This window comes from Kitasatospora sp. NPDC048407 (assembly GCF_043200475.1).
Taxonomy (GTDB): Bacteria; Actinomycetota; Actinomycetes; order Streptomycetales; family Streptomycetaceae; genus Kitasatospora.
Genome location: NZ_JBICXW010000003.1, coordinates 234,511 through 250,924, shown reverse-complemented (window position 1 = coordinate 250,924; position 16,414 = coordinate 234,511). Strand labels below are relative to the sequence as shown.

Annotated in this window: 15 protein-coding genes and 1 tRNA gene; 4 read left to right on the top strand and 12 right to left on the bottom strand. The window is 73.1% G+C overall.

Features of this window, described 5'->3' with window-relative positions:
• Position 1 precedes the first annotated feature (1 nt).
• Together ACGFWJ_RS09190 and ACGFWJ_RS09185 are read right to left on the bottom strand one after the other, a co-directional pair.
• The gene (locus tag ACGFWJ_RS09190) at positions 2-1,600 is read right to left on the bottom strand and encodes a hypothetical protein (protein ID WP_392946896.1); all 1,599 of its coding nucleotides are present in this window, start codon (positions 1,598-1,600) and stop codon (positions 2-4) included.
• On the bottom strand, positions 1,597-2,829 hold the full coding sequence (locus tag ACGFWJ_RS09185) for a hypothetical protein (protein ID WP_387647274.1): 1,233 nt from the start codon (positions 2,827-2,829) through the stop codon (positions 1,597-1,599). Before ACGFWJ_RS09185 ends, ACGFWJ_RS09190 begins: the two co-directional genes overlap by 4 nt.
• 167 nt (positions 2,830-2,996) lie before the next feature.
• Between ACGFWJ_RS09185 and ACGFWJ_RS09180 the strand changes: the two genes are divergently transcribed.
• Positions 2,997-3,641, top strand: coding sequence for a histidine phosphatase family protein (locus ACGFWJ_RS09180; protein ID WP_392946893.1), 645 nt, complete (start codon positions 2,997-2,999; stop codon positions 3,639-3,641).
• A 47-nt stretch (positions 3,642-3,688) separates the two neighbouring features.
• Here the strand turns inward: ACGFWJ_RS09180 and ACGFWJ_RS09175 are convergent, their stop codons facing one another.
• Positions 3,689-5,182, bottom strand: coding sequence for a tetratricopeptide repeat protein (locus ACGFWJ_RS09175; protein ID WP_392946890.1), 1,494 nt, complete (start codon positions 5,180-5,182; stop codon positions 3,689-3,691).
• Positions 5,183-5,516: 334 nt separating this feature from the next.
• Here ACGFWJ_RS09175 and ACGFWJ_RS09170 point away from each other — a divergent pair, with 334 nt between their 5' ends.
• Positions 5,517-5,981 carry a hypothetical protein gene (locus ACGFWJ_RS09170; RefSeq protein ID WP_387647269.1) on the top strand — a complete coding sequence of 155 codons (465 nt, stop codon included), beginning with the start codon at positions 5,517-5,519 and terminating at the stop codon, positions 5,979-5,981.
• Positions 5,982-6,047: 66 nt separating this feature from the next.
• Positions 6,048-6,932, top strand: coding sequence for a spermidine synthase (locus tag ACGFWJ_RS09165; protein WP_392946887.1), 885 nt, complete (start codon positions 6,048-6,050; stop codon positions 6,930-6,932).
• A 15-nt stretch (positions 6,933-6,947) separates the two neighbouring features.
• On the opposite strand, the gene ACGFWJ_RS09160 is transcribed toward ACGFWJ_RS09165, so the two are convergent.
• The 6 genes from ACGFWJ_RS09160 to ACGFWJ_RS09135 all read right to left on the bottom strand — a co-directional run bounded on the left by ACGFWJ_RS09160 (position 6,948) and on the right by ACGFWJ_RS09135 (position 13,122).
• The gene (locus ACGFWJ_RS09160) at positions 6,948-7,508 is read right to left on the bottom strand and encodes a Uma2 family endonuclease (RefSeq protein ID WP_392946884.1); all 561 of its coding nucleotides are present in this window, start codon (positions 7,506-7,508) and stop codon (positions 6,948-6,950) included.
• A 93-nt stretch (positions 7,509-7,601) separates the two neighbouring features.
• Positions 7,602-8,261, bottom strand: coding sequence for a hypothetical protein (locus ACGFWJ_RS09155; protein ID WP_392946882.1), 660 nt, complete (start codon positions 8,259-8,261; stop codon positions 7,602-7,604).
• A gap of 96 nt (positions 8,262-8,357) precedes the next feature.
• Positions 8,358-9,812 (bottom strand): glycoside hydrolase family 1 protein, encoded by a 1,455-nt coding sequence (locus ACGFWJ_RS09150; RefSeq protein ID WP_392946879.1) that lies wholly within the window; start codon positions 9,810-9,812, stop codon positions 8,358-8,360.
• A gap of 61 nt (positions 9,813-9,873) precedes the next feature.
• Positions 9,874-10,758, bottom strand: coding sequence for a carbohydrate ABC transporter permease (locus ACGFWJ_RS09145; protein WP_392946876.1), 885 nt, complete (start codon positions 10,756-10,758; stop codon positions 9,874-9,876).
• A gap of 1 nt (position 10,759) precedes the next feature.
• Positions 10,760-11,707, bottom strand: coding sequence for a carbohydrate ABC transporter permease (locus ACGFWJ_RS09140; RefSeq protein ID WP_392946873.1), 948 nt, complete (start codon positions 11,705-11,707; stop codon positions 10,760-10,762).
• 98 nt (positions 11,708-11,805) lie between these two features.
• On the bottom strand, positions 11,806-13,122 hold the full coding sequence (locus tag ACGFWJ_RS09135) for an ABC transporter substrate-binding protein (protein WP_392946870.1): 1,317 nt from the start codon (positions 13,120-13,122) through the stop codon (positions 11,806-11,808).
• Positions 13,123-13,576: 454 nt separating this feature from the next.
• Here ACGFWJ_RS09135 and ACGFWJ_RS09130 point away from each other — a divergent pair, with 454 nt between their 5' ends.
• Complete coding sequence (locus ACGFWJ_RS09130) at positions 13,577-14,641, top strand: LacI family DNA-binding transcriptional regulator (protein WP_387867785.1); 1,065 nt, start codon at positions 13,577-13,579, stop codon at positions 14,639-14,641.
• A 52-nt stretch (positions 14,642-14,693) separates the two neighbouring features.
• On the opposite strand, the gene ACGFWJ_RS09125 is transcribed toward ACGFWJ_RS09130, so the two are convergent.
• The 3 genes from ACGFWJ_RS09125 to orn all read right to left on the bottom strand — a co-directional run bounded on the left by ACGFWJ_RS09125 (position 14,694) and on the right by orn (position 16,157).
• Entirely contained in the window at positions 14,694-15,140 is a 447-nt protein-coding gene (locus ACGFWJ_RS09125; RefSeq protein WP_073815179.1) for a DUF4442 domain-containing protein, read from the bottom strand.
• Between the two features lie 224 nt (positions 15,141-15,364).
• Positions 15,365-15,440: transfer RNA gene (locus tag ACGFWJ_RS09120), tRNA-His, on the bottom strand.
• Positions 15,441-15,554: 114 nt separating this feature from the next.
• A complete protein-coding gene (gene orn / locus ACGFWJ_RS09115; protein WP_387647258.1) occupies positions 15,555-16,157 on the bottom strand; it encodes an oligoribonuclease in 603 nt (200 codons plus the stop codon).
• Between the last annotated feature and the right edge of the window lie 257 nt (positions 16,158-16,414).

Here is a 16,414-nt window from a genome sequence, read left to right as displayed (position 1 = left end):
GTCATTCCCACTCGTCCGCACCGGCCGGTGAATCCTCGCCGACCACCGGCGGACCGCCGTGCGTCCACGGAGTGTCCGCCGGCTCCGGCAACGGCGCCGACTGGCGCGGCGTCAGCTCGAACAGCGTGAACACCACCTGGTCGCCCACCGCCGGCACACTGCCCGGCTCCGGATCCTTCCGCCGGCCCATCCCCGACAGCAGCCGCACCACCACCTCGCCCGGCGCCGACGACACGATCTCCGCCCGCTGCGCCGGCTCCGCGTGCGCCCGGTACACCTCACGGCCCGGATCCGCATGCGGACGGTCGCCCGTGCTCACCACCAGCAGCGGACGCGGCTTCGGCGAGCGGCCCTCGGACCACTCCGGCACCACGTCCACCACCTCGCCGGTGAACGCCTCGCCCGCCAGCCGGCGCTCCGCCATCGCCAGCGGATCGTCCAGCGCCTCCTGGATCTCCAGCTTCGCCTGCTCCCGCTCGCGCTGCGCCAGCTTGCGGGCCGCCGTCACCGCGTCGTCCCGGCGCGGCTGCGGCGGCTCACCCGCCGCCACCCGGTCCCGGTGCATGGTGAACGACCAGCGGTCGCCCTCCCAGCGGTCCGGCAGATGACCGGCCGGCGGCAGCTCCCGCAGCAGATCCAGGCCGCGCCACACGTCGTGCCAGGTCGGCAGCGTCGCCGCCAGCAGCACCCGGGACAGCTCCGCCCGGGCCTGCTCGATCAGCCCCGCCGCGCGCCGCTCCTCCTTCGCGTCCCGCGCGGCCCCGGCCCGCTCCCACACCGCCACCGCGGCGTCGTGCCGCAGGATCGCCGGGGCCAGCACCTGCTCGTCGAACCGCGGATCCGTCGCCGGACCGGCCGGCGGATGCACCAGCAGACCGTCCGCGTCGCGCGCCGACTCCACCCACTCCGCGGCCGCCGCACCCGTGGCCGCCGGCTCCAGACCCGCCGGCGGCAGGTGCCAGGCCAGCCGGGCCGCCAGGTGCTGGTCCTCCAGGTTCGACTGACCCGTCGCCCAGTGCCGCGCCAACAGCCCCGTCATCGCCAGCAGCATCGACGAACCCGGCACCTGCGCCCGGTCCGTCAGATGCGTCAACCACCGCCCCAGCAGCGGAACCCGGGTCGGCGCCGGATACTCGCCCGGCTCCGGGTCCTCCGCCGTACGGCGGAACCGGGTCGAACGCCCCAGCAGCGCCAGATGCGCCACCCCCGCCGCGTTCGGCACGATCAGCTGCGGCGCGTCCACGCACAACTCCCGCACCACCGGCAGCTTCTCGCCGCTCACCGGGTCCTTCTCCGAACCCTCCAGCAGCTCCACCTGCTCGCCGAACGACTCCAGGTACGGCACCACGTCCGCCGCCATCGCCGCCAGGAACTCCGAACGCTGCGAACGGTTCAGCGGCTGCGGCACCAGATGCAGCCGCGGCGCGTCCCGGTCCGTGCCGAGCAGCACCGCCAGCGGCGCACCCGCCTCACCCGCCGCCGCCAACGGCACCAGCACCATCGGACGCTCCGACAGCCGGCGGTGCAGCACCGTCGCCACCGGCTCCGCCCGCTGACCGCGCACCGCCTCCAGCCGCGCCAGCGTCGACAGCAGACTCACCGCACGCCTCCGAGCCGCACGCCCCCGGCCGCCAAGGCCTCCGCCCGCAGCCGCGCCGCGTACGCCAGCCGCTCGGACGCCTCGTCCAGCCCCAACTCCGCCAGCATCGAAGGCTCCAGGCCCTCCCCGGCGCCCCGCTCCGCCGCCGCCAGCGCCGCCTCCACGGTGCGCAGCGAACCCAGCTCCCCGCGCACCCCGCGGCCCAACTGCTCCACCGCACCCGCGCAGCGGGCCTGCGCCCGGCAGTGGAAACCCAGCTCGCAGGTCGAGATGCACTCCGGACCGTACGCGGCCGGCACCGACGCCACCGCCTCGGTCAACTCCTCGACCGGACGGGTCGGCGCACCCGAATCGTCCCGCGCCAGATCGAACGTCACCCCCTCGGGCAACGCCTCCAGCAGCTGCTCCACCCTGGTCATCCGGGACAACTGACGCCGGGTGGTGGACAGTTCGCGCCGCACATCGACCGGCACCGCGACCGGCCGGTTGGAGAAGTCCTTCGGGCAGACCAGCAGCGCCGTCAACTCCGGCGCGCCCGGCAGCTCCTGCGTCGCGTAAGGATCGGCGGAGGCCTCGGCGCCGGCCAGCCGGGCCGCCGCCTCCTGCAACGCCAGCACGTACACCGCGGCCTGCCGGGCCGCCGCACCGACCTTCGCCGGATCGGCCGAACCGTCCAGCACCGGGAAGGACTTGATCTCCACCACGGTGCACCGGCCGCCGTGCACCACCACCGCGTCCGGCTCCAGGTACGCCGGGCTGCCCGCCACCTCCAGCCGCAGCATCGGATGGTCCAGCAGCGTCCAGGACGCCGGATCGGCCGACGCCTCGGCCAGCGCCGCCAACGTCCGCTCCGCGCGCACCGCGGGTGACTGCGAAGGCAGCAGATCCGGCACCGCCAGCGAGGCCACCTCCTCCTCCGGCACCCCCAGCAGGCGGCGCAGCGGCTGCAACAGCACCGCGTAGCCGTCCCGCTTCAGCCGGGACTCGAACTGGAGGCCGCGGCGGATCGCGAACGGCGACTGGCCGAACGGCGCGGGCCGGCCCAGCCGGTCGGCCAGCGCGGTCTTGTCCACCCCCGCGGCATCCAGCAGCGCGCGGCGGCGGCATCCGGGATTGGCGGCGAGTGCGGCGAGGGCCCGGGCATCGAGACTGCGCTGCGGCGCGGGGCCGCGCAGCTCGGAGAGCCGCCGGAGCGACGGGGAAGCCTGCCCCAAGTGCGAGACGTTCATGGTGCGGCCCAGTCTCGCATCCGGTGCCGACAAAGCGGAGCCGGTCGCTCGATCCGACCGGTCCGGTGGGGGATCATGGGACCGGTGGTCCGCAACGGCGCGGCCGCGCACCGCAGTCCTCGAAGCTCCCGCGCTCCCTTCGCGCCCACGTCGAATGAGGTAGCCCCATGCCCGCCCGTATCGTGCTGGTCCGCCACGGCGAGACCGCCTGGTCGGCCACCGGTCAGCACACCGGCCGCACCGACATCCCGCTCACCGACGCAGGCCGTGACATGGCCCGCGCCCTCGGCGAGCGCCTCGGCCGCGCCCCGTGGCACGGCCTGCCCACCGCCGCCGTCTACACCAGCCCGCTCTCCCGCGCCCGCGAGACCGCCGAACTCGCCGGCTTCGGCGACCGCGCCGTGGACCGCCCCGAACTGCTGGAGTGGGACTACGGCCAGTACGAGGGCCGCACCGGCGTCGACATCCGCGCCACCGACCACCCCGGCTGGCTGATCTGGCGCGACGGCGTGCCCGGCGGCGAGAAGCTCTCCGAGGTGGCCGCCCGGGTCGACTCCTTCCTCGCCGAACTCAACGGGCGGCACGGCGTCCCCGACGCCGACACCACGACGATGCACTGCGCCGACTGCGAGGTCGTGCTGTTCGCCCACGGCCACCTGCTGCGCATCCTCACCGCCCGCTGGCTCGGTCTTCCCCCCGAGTACGCGCAGCGCTTCAAGCTCGGCACCGCCTCGCTCTCCGTGCTGTCCTGGGAGTACGGGCTGCCCGCCGTCGAGATCTGGAACGACCACAGCCACCTCGAGAAGGCCTGACGGTCTCCGCGAGGTGGCCGGACAGACCCTAGCGGCCCGACGGTGAGTCAGGCCGCCACGGTGCCGTCGTAGGTCTCCAGGAACTCCCGCACCTCCGCGACGGAGGAGTGCCCGCGCAGGCGGTCCGCGGTGTGCGCCAGCATGCCGCGGATCCGCGCCGAGCGGACCTGGCCGAGCATCCCCACCGCCTCCGTCCCCTGCACGGCGGCGCCCGCCAGATCGCCCCGGCCCAGCCGGTCGTGCGCCAACTCGGCGATGTACAGCGCCCGGTTGCGGACGAAGTGCGGGTGCTGCAGCCCGACCGCCTGCTCGGCCCGGGTGCTCGCCCGCCCGAACTCGCCGAGCGCCGACCAGCACTGCGCCTCCTGGCCGGCCAGTTCCGCCTCCCCGAAGAAGGACATCCACTCCGGGTCGGCGTCCCGCGGCCCGCGGTCGAACAGGGCGTACGCCCGGGACAGCGCCTGGTGGCAGGCCCCCCGGTCGCCGAGCAGCGCCCAGGCGCTCGCCTCGCGCAGCGTCAGCAACGACAGCAGCCGCTCCGAGCCCAGCCCGGCGGCCGCGGCCTGCCCGGCCTGCGCCGTCCGCAGCGCCTCCCGGGGGAGGCCGGAGTCCCGGGCCAGGAAGGAGCTGTTGCTGAAGACGTGCGCCTCCAGGGCGGTGTCCTGGGACATCCGGGCGGTCGCCAGCGCCTCCGAGTAGAACGGCCTGGCGTCCATCAGTCGGTTCGAGTCGTGCGCCAACCACCCCACCGAGATGGCGAGTTCACCCGCGCCGCGCTGGAGCCGGCGTTCGGTCTCGGCGTTGTACTCGCCGTCGTTGAGCAGCACGTAGGCGCTGCGCAGCGACTGGCCGGCCAGTTCGAACAGGGCGTCCGCGCCCTGCACGTCGTCCAGCAGCCGGATGTCGCGGACGGCCTGCTCGACGCCGTTCACCTCGGCCGCGCCGACCCGGCGGCGCTCGGACAGCGGTGGGGCGGGCAGGGTCGGGGCCTGGGGCGGCGCGGCCGCCGAGGCCGGTGACTGGTCCGTGCCGAGCGCGGCCGCCACCGCGACGGGGCAGCCGTTCAGGAATGTACGGCGAAGCATGTCGTCGTCCTCCTCGTCGGGCCGGTGCGACAGGTCCGGCGGGCCCGCCGGGGTGGCAGGTCCGGCGGCCGGATCGCTGGATGGTTGCGTGTTGGGTCCGGCGGCCGGGTGGCCGGCCGGTCCGGCCGTCGATTCGACGGCCGGACCGGTGTTCGGACCGGTGTTCGGCGGGCGGCGGCGGACCGTCTTGCGCGGGGCGAACCCGAGGTCCGCCAGCGACTTGCCCGGCCACATGTGCCGGAACACCCGCTGGTAGGCGTAGTTGGGGCAGCGGATCTCGCCGGCCTCGACCCGCCCGACGTAGCGCGCGTCGCAGGACACGTGCTCGCCGATCTCCCGGGCGGCCCGGCGGACCAGCGTGGCGAACTCCCTCGGTGAGAGATCGCCCCGTAGCTCCCGCATCGCCTGGTTGGGGACGGTCGCAGGCCGGGGCCCGCCGGTCCGCGTGGCTGCCATGCTGCACTCCGAGGTCGTACCGGCGCGGTCGCGCCGGTCTCGGGGTGAGGGCCGTCGCGTCGCCACGACAGTACCCGTAGTTACTCGGCGTACACGGCGAGTTGCCGGGCCAGGTCGGGTCAATTATGGACAATACGGACGCAGTTGCCGCGTTCCGCCATGAAATGCCATGGCTTGCCGTAAAGGAAGCCGTGGCCTGGACGGGTGGTCGCGCGTTGTCCTGATACATGGACGCCGGCGGTACGGGCCCCCTCCCGTACCGGCCCCCGCCGCCCGACCAGGTGGCGGAGCACCACCCGGCGTTCACGCGACCCCAGGTGACAGGAGGTCCCCCATGGCCACCGGAGTTCCCCAGTACCGCCGCCCGGCTGCCCCCGCCGTGCTGCCCGCCTCCGCCGTGCTGCCCGTCCCGTCGGCCGTCTCGGCCTGTACCGGCGCCGGGCCCGGCGGGGGAGTCACCGGGAGGGTCGCGCAGTACGACACGGTGACGGTGCAGGTCCGGCACGGGCTCGAAGCGGTCGACATCCTCCGGCTGCGGCGGGCGTGCGGGGCCGTTCAGCAGAGCTCCGGCGGCTCGGCGATCGCCTTTCTGGTCCCGGCCGGTACCGCGTTGCGCTGGCACCTGCCCGGTTCGACCTGTACCCCCGGGGCCGACCTGCTGCCGCCCACCGACCCGCGCTGGATCATCCCGCCCGCCGGCGCCCAGCCCTGCGCCCGCCCCACCGACGCGTGGGTGCTCCGCTCGGCGCTCTGCGAAGCGGCCACCACGCTCACGGCGGGTGGCCTGGGCCCGCTCTGAGCCGGTTCCGGTGCGGCCCCTCGTTCTCCGCGGTCATGGTTTGGGTGATCATCGGATAATGGGCCTATGGGCCGCTCACGTACCAACCCCGCCCCCGCCGTCCCCGGCCGCGCACACACCGACGGCCCGCTGACCGTCGCCGTCGCCTCCGGCACCGCCGAACTGCGCCCCGACCGCGACCGGCCGCACGCCTGGCAGCTCGTCCTCGACGGCGCCCCGCAGTCACTCGTCGACCTCGCCGACCCCACCCACCTCGGCTTCGAGTACCAGCGGCGGATCGGCCACCTGATAGACCTCGCCGCCCCCGCCCGGCAGCCGATATCCGTGCTCCACCTCGGCGGCGGCGCGCTCACCCTGGCCCGGTACACGGCCGCCACCCGGCCACGCTCCCGGCAGCAGGTCGCCGAGATCGACACTGCGCTCACCGAACTCGTCCGCACCGAACTGCCGCTCGACCGCACCTGGCAGATCCGGGTCCGCGGCGGCGACGCCCGCGCCGTCCTGGACCGCACCCCCGAGGGCTCCACCGACCTGGTGATCGCCGACGTCTTCGCCGGAGCCCGGGTCCCCGCCCACTGCGCCACCGTCGAATTCGCCCAGCTCGCCGCCCGCGCCCTCACCGGCACCGGCCGCTACACCGCCAACATCACCGACGGCGGCCAACTCGCCTTCGCCCGCGCCCAGGCCGCGACCCTGCTGGCCGTCTTCCCCGAGGTCTGCCTGATCGCCGACCCCGCCGTCCTGCGCGGCAAACGCTTCGGCAACCTCGTCCTGGCCGCCGCCCACACCCCCCTGCCGCTCACCGACCTCACCCGCCGCCTCGCCGCCGACCCCGCCCAGGCCCGCCTCCTCCACGCCCGCGACCTCACCGACTTCCTGGCCGGCGCCACCCCCGTCCCCGACACCGAAGCCGTCCGCTCCCCGGCCCCACCCCCGAAGGCCTTCGGCTGACCGGTTGACGGGCGGTCAGCGCACCAGCACGGCCAGGTCCAGATCTAGCCGGAACGGCTCGGTGAGGGCGATGCTCTCGCCGGGCTGGACGGTGCGGTCGAGGTAGTCGCCGTGGTCCAGCCGCCCGAGGTGCAGGCGCGGCGCGGGGGCGAGGTCGAGACGCCAGTGGTGGGGAATGCCCGCTGCCGCGCAGAGGCTGGGCTTCGTCCTGCGGTCGATGACCAGGGTGGACGGGGACGCGATCTCGATGGCCACCACGACATCGTCCGCGTGCAGGGTGGCACCGGCTTCGGCGGCCGCAGCGGCATCGACGACGACCAGGTCGGGGATCAGCAGGCCGTCCGGGACGAGGACGTTGACGGCCTCCAGCACCTCGAACGGCGCGCCTGCCGCGGCGATTGCGGCATGCAGGAGCATCGCCAGACGGAAACTCGCCCGCTGGTGCGGAACACCGGGGTTCGGGCTCATCAGCAGCGCACCCCCGACAAGCTCGATGCGATGGCGGGTGTCCTCGGGCAGTGCCAGGACGTCCTCGACCGTCCACGGCCCGTAGTGATCGGAAGTGGCAACGCTCATGATCCTTCCTGCCTCCCTTCGTCGCCGACGAATGCAGTGCCTCCGTTGTCTCTGTCGGCGCTGGTCGGCGACACCGGTTGAGTGGGGAAACGGTCAGTGTCCTCGCGGGAGGCCGCGGTGTTTGTAGGTGGCGGCGGCGGTGAGGAGGAGGCCGGCGGCGATGGGGAGGAGGACGGCGGCGGTGGAGCCGTTGTCGTCGGGGTCGGCGGGGGAGGCGGTGAGGCTGAGGGCGGCGTCGTGCTCGGGGGTGGGGTCGGGGGGTGGGGGGAGTCGGTCGCGGGTGGTGGTGAGGTTGTCGACGTGCCGGCGGGTGGGGAGCGGGGTGGCCTCGGCGGCGGGGTCGTCGGGGGTGCGCGGGGCCGGGGCCTTGGCGGCGGGTTCGACGGGTCGTTCGCGGGAGGCGCGGTCGTCCTCGGGGCGGGCCTGCGAGGGGACGGTGGAGAGCAGGCGGGCGGCGATGGCGAAGGCGTCGGGGCCGTTGGCCTGGCCGGGGAGCGGGAGTTCGCGCTGCAGGACGGCGTCGAGTTCGCCGACCGCACCGTTCAGTGTGGGGGCCAGCCCGCGTTCGGCGGCGGCGGGGACGGCCGGCCCGGGGGTGAGGGTGCGGGTGGCGGGGCCGGTCCCGGTGGCGCGGGCGTCGGTGGCGTTGAGGGCCAGGCCCAGTATCTGGGCGGCGAGCACCCCGCCCGCCGCCAGTGCCCGGGGCCGGCCCCACCGTTGCCGGGGGGTGTCCGAACGTCGCGGTCGTTTCACGTGATTGGTTCGCACACCAGGTGAGAACGAGCGGGACCCCCGCCGGTCACGCCCGTCGCTCACACGCCGTCACATCGGGTGGCGGTCGATGAGGGTTCAGCCGAGCCCCCCGCGCCGGATCACCTCCGCGTACCAGCGGGCGCTGGACTTGGGGGTGCGCCGCTGGGTCTCGTAGTCGACGTGCACGATGCCGAAGCGCTTGCTGTAGCCGTACGCCCACTCGAAGTTGTCCAGCAGCGACCAGAGGTAGTAGCCGCGGACGTCCGCGCCGGCGGCGATCGCGTCGGCCACCGCGGCGAGGTGCAGCTGGAGGTAGCGGATCCGTTCCGGGTCGTCGATCGTGCCGTCCGGGCCGACCACGTCCTCGTACGCGGCGCCGTTCTCGGTGACCATCAGCGGCAGGCCGAAGTCGCGGTGCATGCCGATCAGCGACTCGGACAGGCCGGTGGCGTCGATCGGCCAGCCCATCGCGGTGACGTCGTCGTTGGCGAGGTGGAAGCGCACGTCCTCGGCGCCGGGCCAGGGGCTGTGCGCGCTGTCGCCGTGGCCGCCGTTGTGCGTGGGTTCCGCGGACTCGGTGTCCTTGTGGAGGGCCGAAACGACGGTCGGGGTGTAGTAGTTGAGGCCGAGCAGGTCGATCGGCCGGCCGATCTCCGCGAGGTCGCCGGGCCGGACCAGTTCGTCCCAGTCGACGATGGCGGCGGTGTCGGCGAGTAGGTCGGCGGGGTAGCCGCCGTTGAACAGCGGGCCGGTCCAGATCCGGTTTCCGACCGCGTCGATCCGGCGGGCCGCCTCCCGGTCCTCGGCGCTGTCGGTGAGCGGGCGGACCAGGTGCAGGTTGTGCGAGACGGCGATCTGCGCGGTGGCGGGCAGCAGTTCGCGCAGCGTGCCGACGGCCAGGCCGTGGGCGAGGTTGAGGTGGTGGGCGGCCTTGAGCGCGTCGGCGGGGTTGGTGCGACCGGGGGCGTGGACGCCGGAGCCGTAGCCGAGGAAGGCGCTGCACCAGGGCTCGTTGAAGGTGCTCCAGAGCGGCACCCGGTCGCCGAGCGCGCGGGCGGCGAGCGCCGCGTATTCGGCGAAGCGGTGGGCGGTCTCGCGGACCGGCCAGCCGCCGGCGTCCTCCAGGTCCTGCGGGAGGTCCCAGTGGTAGAGGGTGGCGACGGGGGCGATGCCGTGTTCGAGCAGGGTGTCGACCAGGGCCCGGTAGAAGTCGAGTCCGCGTTCGACGGCGGGGCCGCGGCCGGTGGGCTGGATCCGCGGCCAGGACAGCGAGAACCGGTACGAGGTGAGGCCGAGGTCGGCCATCAGCCGGACGTCCTCGCGGAAGCGGTGGTAATGGTCCACCGCGACGTCCCCGGTGTCGCCGTTCAGGACCTTGCCGGGGGTGTGGCTGAAGACGTCCCAGATGGAGGGGGTGCGGCCGTCCTCGGCCGCGGCGCCCTCGATCTGGTAGGCCGCGGTGGCCGCGCCCCAGGCGAAGCCGGGCGGGAAGGAGACCCCGGGGGCCCCGGCGGTGTGGGCGGCGGCGGTGGACGGATCGGTCATGGTCATTCGGGAGCGCTCCCATGGCTGAGGAGGGGACGGGGCGGGTGTGCCGGGGTCTTCCGGAGAGTCAGCTCTTGACGGCGCCGGACGTGATCCCGCCGACAATGTGCTTCCCCAGAACGGCGAAGATCAGTAGCAGCGGCAGGGTGCCGACCAGTGCGCCGGTCATGATCACGGCCTGGTTGATGTCGTGGCCGGAGCCGCCGCCGATCGCCGACAGCGCGACCTGCACGGTCGGGTTCTGCTGGGTGAGGACCACGAAGGGCCAGAAGAAGTCGTTCCAGGACTGGACGAACACCAGCATGCCGAGCACCGCCATCGCGGGCCGGGCCACCGGGAACACCACGTGCCAGATGATCCGCAGGCTGTGCGCGCCGTCCACCCGGGCCGCCTCGATCAGCTCGAACGGCAGTGCCTCGGACAGGAACTGACGCATGAAGAACACCCCGAACGCGGCCACCAGCGAGGGCAGGATCACCGACTGCAGGTGGTTGCCCCAGTCCAGCTTCGTGATGATCCGGTACAGCGGGATCACGCTGAGCTGCGGTGGGATCGTCATGGTGGCGACCACCAGGGTGAGCAGCGCGTTCCGGCCGCGGAAGCGCAGCTTGGCGAAGGCGAAACCGGCCAGTGTGGAGAACAGCACCGTGGACAGCGCGACGCACCCCGCCACCACAGTGGAGTTCAGCAGCGCGGTGCCCATGTCGGCCTGCTCCCAGGCGGTGGTGATGTTCGCCCACAGCCGGCCGCCGGGCACCATCGGCGGCGGCGACTGGGCCACCCGCTCGCCGGTGTGCGAGGCCGCGACGAACGTCCAGTACAGCGGGAACAGCGAGACCACCGCGGCAACGGCCAGCAGCAGGTAGGCCACCGGGCCGGCCTTGTCGTGGTCGCCGGCCCCGCGCCGGAACAGGCTTCTGCGCGCGGAGGGTGAGGACAGAGTGGCGGCCATCTCAGCCTCCCGATTCGTGGCGCTTGCGGTAACGGGCGATCAGGAACTGCACCAGGCCGATCATCAGCAGGATCAGCAGCATCGTCCAGGCCACCGCCGAGGCCCGCCCCAACTGGCGGGACGGCCAGCCCAGTTCGTACATGTACAGGCTCAGCGTCTGGAACTGGTGCGCGGAGCCGCCGGAGACGCCCACCCCGCCGCCGAACAGCAGCGGCTCGCCGAACAGCTGGGTGGCGCCGATGGTGGAGACGATGACGGTGAACAGGATGGTCGGCCGGATCGACGGGACGGTGATCCGGGTGAACTGCTGCCAGCGGTTCGCCCCGTCCAGGCTCGCCGCCTCGTACAGGTCCTTCGGCACCGCCTGCATGGCGGCCAGGTAGATCAGCGCGTTGTAGCCGGTCCAGCGCCAGGCGACGATGGTGGAGATGGCGATCTGCGAGGGCCAGGTGTCGGCGTACCAGTTGGTGTGGTGGATGCCGACCGCGTCCAGCACCCAGTTGATGAACCCGTAGTCCGGGTTGAACAGTTGGACGAACACCAGGGTCGCGGCGGCGATCGAGGTGGCGTACGGGGCGAGGACCGCGACCCGGAAGAAACCGCGGGCCCGCATCCGGTAGTTCAGCAGGTGGGCGAGCCCCAGCGCCATCAGCAGCTGCGGGACGGTGGAGATCACCCCGATCGTGAAGGTGTTGCGCAGCGCCGTCCAGAACTGGTCGTTGGACCACAGCCGGGTGTAGTTGTCGAGGCCCTTCCACTCCAGCACGTCCGGCTTCAGCAGGTCGACGTAGTGCAGCGACAGCCAACCCGTCCAGATCAGCGGGAACAGGCCGAACGCGGCGAAGCAGAGGAAGAACGGGGCGATGAAGGCGTACGGCGAGGCCTTCAGGTCGAGCCGGTACAGGCGGGAGCGCCAGGCGGGGCGCGCCGGGGTGGCGTTGGTGGCCACGGGGGTTTTCCTTCCCGGGGTGGCGGGCGGCGGCGGAACAGCGCCCGGCCGGGTGGGCGGACCCGGCCGGGCAGTCGGTGACCGGGACGGCGACCGGGTCAGTGGCCGACCTTGTCGTCGACCAGCTTGGTGACGTTGCTCCACGCCTTGGCCGGGTCGGTGCCGTGCTCCTCGATGTCGAGGACGCCGTTGTCGGTGATGATCGTCTTCGCGTTGCCGTCCTGCTCACCGATCGGCGCCGGCGTGACGGTCTGCGCGGTGGTGGCGAAGATCTGGCCGGTCGGGGCGTTGTTGAAGTACTCGGCCTTGGCGCCCTGGACGGCGGGCTGCTGCAGGCCGCCCACGGTGGACGGCAGGTTGCCGACCTTGGTGAACACCTTCGCCTGCTGCTCCGGCGCGGTCAGCCAGGCGGCCAGCGCGGCGGCCTCCCTGGTGTGCTTGCCGGCCTTCGGGACGGTCAGGAACGCGCCGCCCCAGTTCGAGGCGAGCGGCGGGGCCGCGACGTCCCACTTGCCCTTGCCCGAGTCGCCCGAGTACTTGCTGATGATGCCGGTCATCCAGGACGGGCAGACCACGGTGGCGAACTTGGCGTTCGCGAACGCGGCGTTCCACGGGTCCTGGAACTGCCGCAGACCGGCGCTGATCTTCGCCTGCGAGGCGGAGACCGCCAGGTCCCAGGCCTTCTTGACGCCCGGGCTGGTCTTGTAGACCAACTTGCCGTCGGCGTCCGAGTACTGCTGGGGCTCGGCCGACAGCGCGGCGTTGAACAGGCCGGACGCGGAGTCGGTGAAGAACGTGCCCGCCGGGGCGTTCGACTGGTAGCTCCTGCCCGCCTCGACGAACTTCGACCAGTCACCGGCCCACAGCTTGCCCACCTCGGCGCGGTCGGTGGGCAGGCCGGCCTGCTGGAACAGGTCGGTGCGGTAGCAGATCGCCATCGGGCCGATGTCGGTGCCCAGACCGATCAGTGCGCCCTTCGCGGTGGTGGCCTGCTTCGCCTTCCAGCCCAGCCAGTTGGCCGGGTCGACGCCGTCGGCCTTGCCGAGGTCCACGAACTTGTCGCCCAGCGTGTTGGCGGCCTGCGCGATGTACCCGACCTCGACCGCCTGGATGTCGGCCAGACCGCTGCCGGACGCCAGGTGCGTGGTCAGCGCGTCCCAGTACTTCTGGCCGTCCTGGACGGTGTCGTACTTGATCGTGACGTTCGGGTGCGCGGCCATGTACTCGTCGTACAGGCCGGCCTCCTTGTAGCCGAAGGTGCCGAAGTCGCCGACGGTCAGGGTGACCTTCGCATTGGCGTCGCTACTGCCGGCCTGGTCCGTGCCGGACGAGCAGGCCGTGAGGAGCAGGGCGGAGGCGGCCAGCACGGCGGTGGCGAGGACGGCGGCTCTGTGGGGGCGGGAGGTGGTGCGCATGGGGGTGAACTCCTCTGTCCGGGTGGTGGGTCCGGGATGTTCTTCGTGCGCTGATTCCGGCTACAGTGTGGGAGCGCTCCCACACTTGGCATGCCGGAAGGTTGCTGGGTCGCGGGGGCGGGTGTCAAGACATGGCGGCGCAAACGTTGCCGGAGCTTTCGGGGGGTCACGGCCGGTTGAGGGTAGGGCGCGGGGCGGGGCTTCGGGCTGCCCCGGGCCTGGGGCCGCGTCAGGAACCTTCGCCCCGTCGCGACGCCCGGCACGAGGGCCTGTCCGGCCGATCCTGCCGGGCGCGATCGGCCGGACAGGCCCTGATCGCGGTGCGCCCCGGATGGTCGTGAACGGCGGGGGACCGGCCACAATGAACAGTCCGTGGGACGCCGGGCGGGCCCCGCCGGAACTGTGCTGCCCGCCCCGCCCGTCCCATCCGTCACAGAGACCGAGAGGTGCAGCGATGAGCCCGACCGCACAGCGCCCCGAAGCGCTCCACCCGGGCGCCGGCGGCAGAGCCACCGCGCGCCCCACCCTGGAAGAGGTGGCCGCGCTGGCCGGCGTCGGCCGCGGCACCGTCTCCCGGGTCGTCAACGGCTCGCCCCGGGTCAGCGCCAAGGCCCGCGAGGCCGTCCAGAACGCCATCGCGGAACTCGGCTACGTCCCCAACCGGGCCGCGCGCACCCTGGTCACCTCGCGCACCGACTCCATCGCGCTGGTCGTCCCCGAGGCCGAGACCCGGCTGTTCTCCGAGCCGTACTTCTCCGACATCATCAGCGGCGTCTCGGCCGAACTCGCCGAGACCGACATGCAGTTGCTGCTGATCCTGGTCCGCAACGAGCGCGAGCGCGAACGCCTCTCGGCCTACCTGACCGCCCAGCGGGTGGACGGCGTCCTGGTCGTCTCGGTGCACCGCGACGACCCGCTGCCCGCCCTGCTGGAGAGCCTGGAGATCCCGTCCGTGCTGGCCGGCCGGCGCGGCGACCTCGAACCGCTCAGCTACGTCCACGCCGACAACGCCGGCGGCGCCCGGATGGCCGTCCGGCACCTGCTGCGGCGCGGCTGCCGCCAGGTCGCCACCCTCACCGGCCCGCTGGACATGGAGGTCGCCCAAGCCCGACTCGGCGGCTACCGCCGGGCCCTGGAGGAGTCCGGACACCCCTACGACGAGGAACTGGTCGGCCTGGCCGACTTCACCGAGGAGGGCGGCCGGGTCGCGATGCGCGAACTCCTGGCACGGCGGCCCGAGCTGGACGGCGTGTTCTGCGCGTCCGACGTGATGGCGGCCGGCGCGATGCAGGTGCTGCGCGCCGCCGGCCGGCGGATCCCCGACGACGTCGCGGTGATCGGCTTCGACGACTCGATCGTGGCCCGGCACACCGACCCGCCGATGACCAGCGTGCGCCAGCCGATCGAGGAGATGGGCCGCACCATGGCCCGGCTGCTGCTGGACGAGATCGCCGAACGCGGCCGGGCCCGGCGGCAGGTGGTGCTGGCGACCGAGTTGGTCGTCCGCGACTCCGCCTGACCGCCGGGGCGGGTGGGCCCTGCCGGTGGGTGGACGCTGGGCCCCGAGTCGGTCAGGAGTTGGGGCGCAGCGTCCAGACGATCTCCAGCACGCCGGTGACGGCGCCGTCCTCGCGGGTGATCTCCACGGTGATCGGGAACTCGGGGCGCTTGCCCTCGTCCAGCTCGGCGAGCACGTCCGCGACCGGGCGGCCCAGCGTGGCCGTGGCCGTCACCACACCGCGGGCGAGCTTCTTGAAGGAGATCTCGCCGACGGTGGGCAGCGGCACCGCGCGGCCCAGCTGGTCGCCGAACGCGGCCAGCACGATCGCGCCGCTCGCCGACTCGGCCAGCGTGAACATCGCGCCCGCGTGCGGCCCGCCCACGTGGTTGCGGTACTCCGGCAGGTCGGGCAGCCGCAGCACGGCCCGCTCCGGGGTGGTCTCCAGGTACTCCAGCTGCAGGGTCTTCACCATCGGGACGGTGTCGGTGAGCAGCTGGCCGATCGCAGTAGTGGTCATGGCGCCGATGTTACTGACAGGTAGCTTCGGCGTCCACGGTGTCCACGGTGGAGAGGACCGGTGCACGGGCCGAGGACCCGCTGATGTGCTGTCAGGTGTGCGGTCGTTCGAGGTGGGGGCCGGTATTGAATTCACGCCCGACAGGCAGGGCGGCCGTTCCGGCAGTGCAACCGGGAATGCAAGAAGGGCCCTGGCCAATTCCCTTGGCCAGGGCCCTTCTTCGATGGGGTGAGCGACGGGACTCGAACCCGCGGCCACCTGGACCACAACCAGGTGCTCTACCAACTGAGCTACGCCCACCATCTGTCCGGCGCTTTCCCGCTTTCGCGTTCCCGCTCCGACAGGAAGAACTCTACAGGATGCTGAGGGGTGCTTGCGCCAGGGTTTCCCGGAGCGCCCGGACCCGAGCCCTGGTCAGGTGGTGGGCACCTGGTGGCGGGCAGCGATCTCCCGGGCGGTGTCGCCGTCCGGACCGGGCTGCGGAACGAACACCGCCTCGCGGTAGTACCGGAGTTCGGCGATCGACTCGCGGATGTCTGCCAGCGCGCGGTGGCTGCCGCCCTTCTGTGGGCTGTTGTAGTAGGCGCGGGGGTACCAGCGGCGGGCCAGCTCCTTGATCGAGGAGACGTCCACTATCCGGTAGTGCAGGTGGCCTTCCAGCTCCGGCATGTCCCGGGACAGGAAGCCGCGGTCGGTGGCCACCGAGTTGCCGCACAGCGGTGTCTTGCCGGCCTCCGGCACGTGCTCGCGGATGTACGCCAGCACCCGTTCCTCGGCCTCGGCCATGGTCAGGCCGTCCGCGAGCTCGTCGAGCAGGCCCGAGGCGGTGTGCATCTCACGCACCACCTCGGGCATGTTCGCCAGCGCCTCGGCGGGCGGGCGGATGATCACATCCACGCCCTCGCCGAGCACGTTCAGCTCGGAGTCGGTCACCAGGGCGGCGACCTCGATCAGGGCGTCCCGATCGAGGTCGAGGCCGGTCATCTCACAGTCGATCCATACCAAGCGGTCATTCACGCCCCTCAGCCTACGGCGCGGTCGCGCGCCCCCGACACTGCACGCGCGCCGTCCGGACCGAAGTCCGCCGTCCCGCGCGCCCCTCGCTCCGACTCGGTCTCCGGGCGGTGTGCCACCCGCTGACCCCGGGCGCTCGGCTGCTGGCCGTCCGGGTCCTCCGCGATCGCGTGCTCCACCGGCCGGTCCTTCCGCTCGGCGCGCTCCGCACCGTCGAGCAGGTTGGAACGGTCGGGCCGGTCGGCCGGCGACGAGCCGCG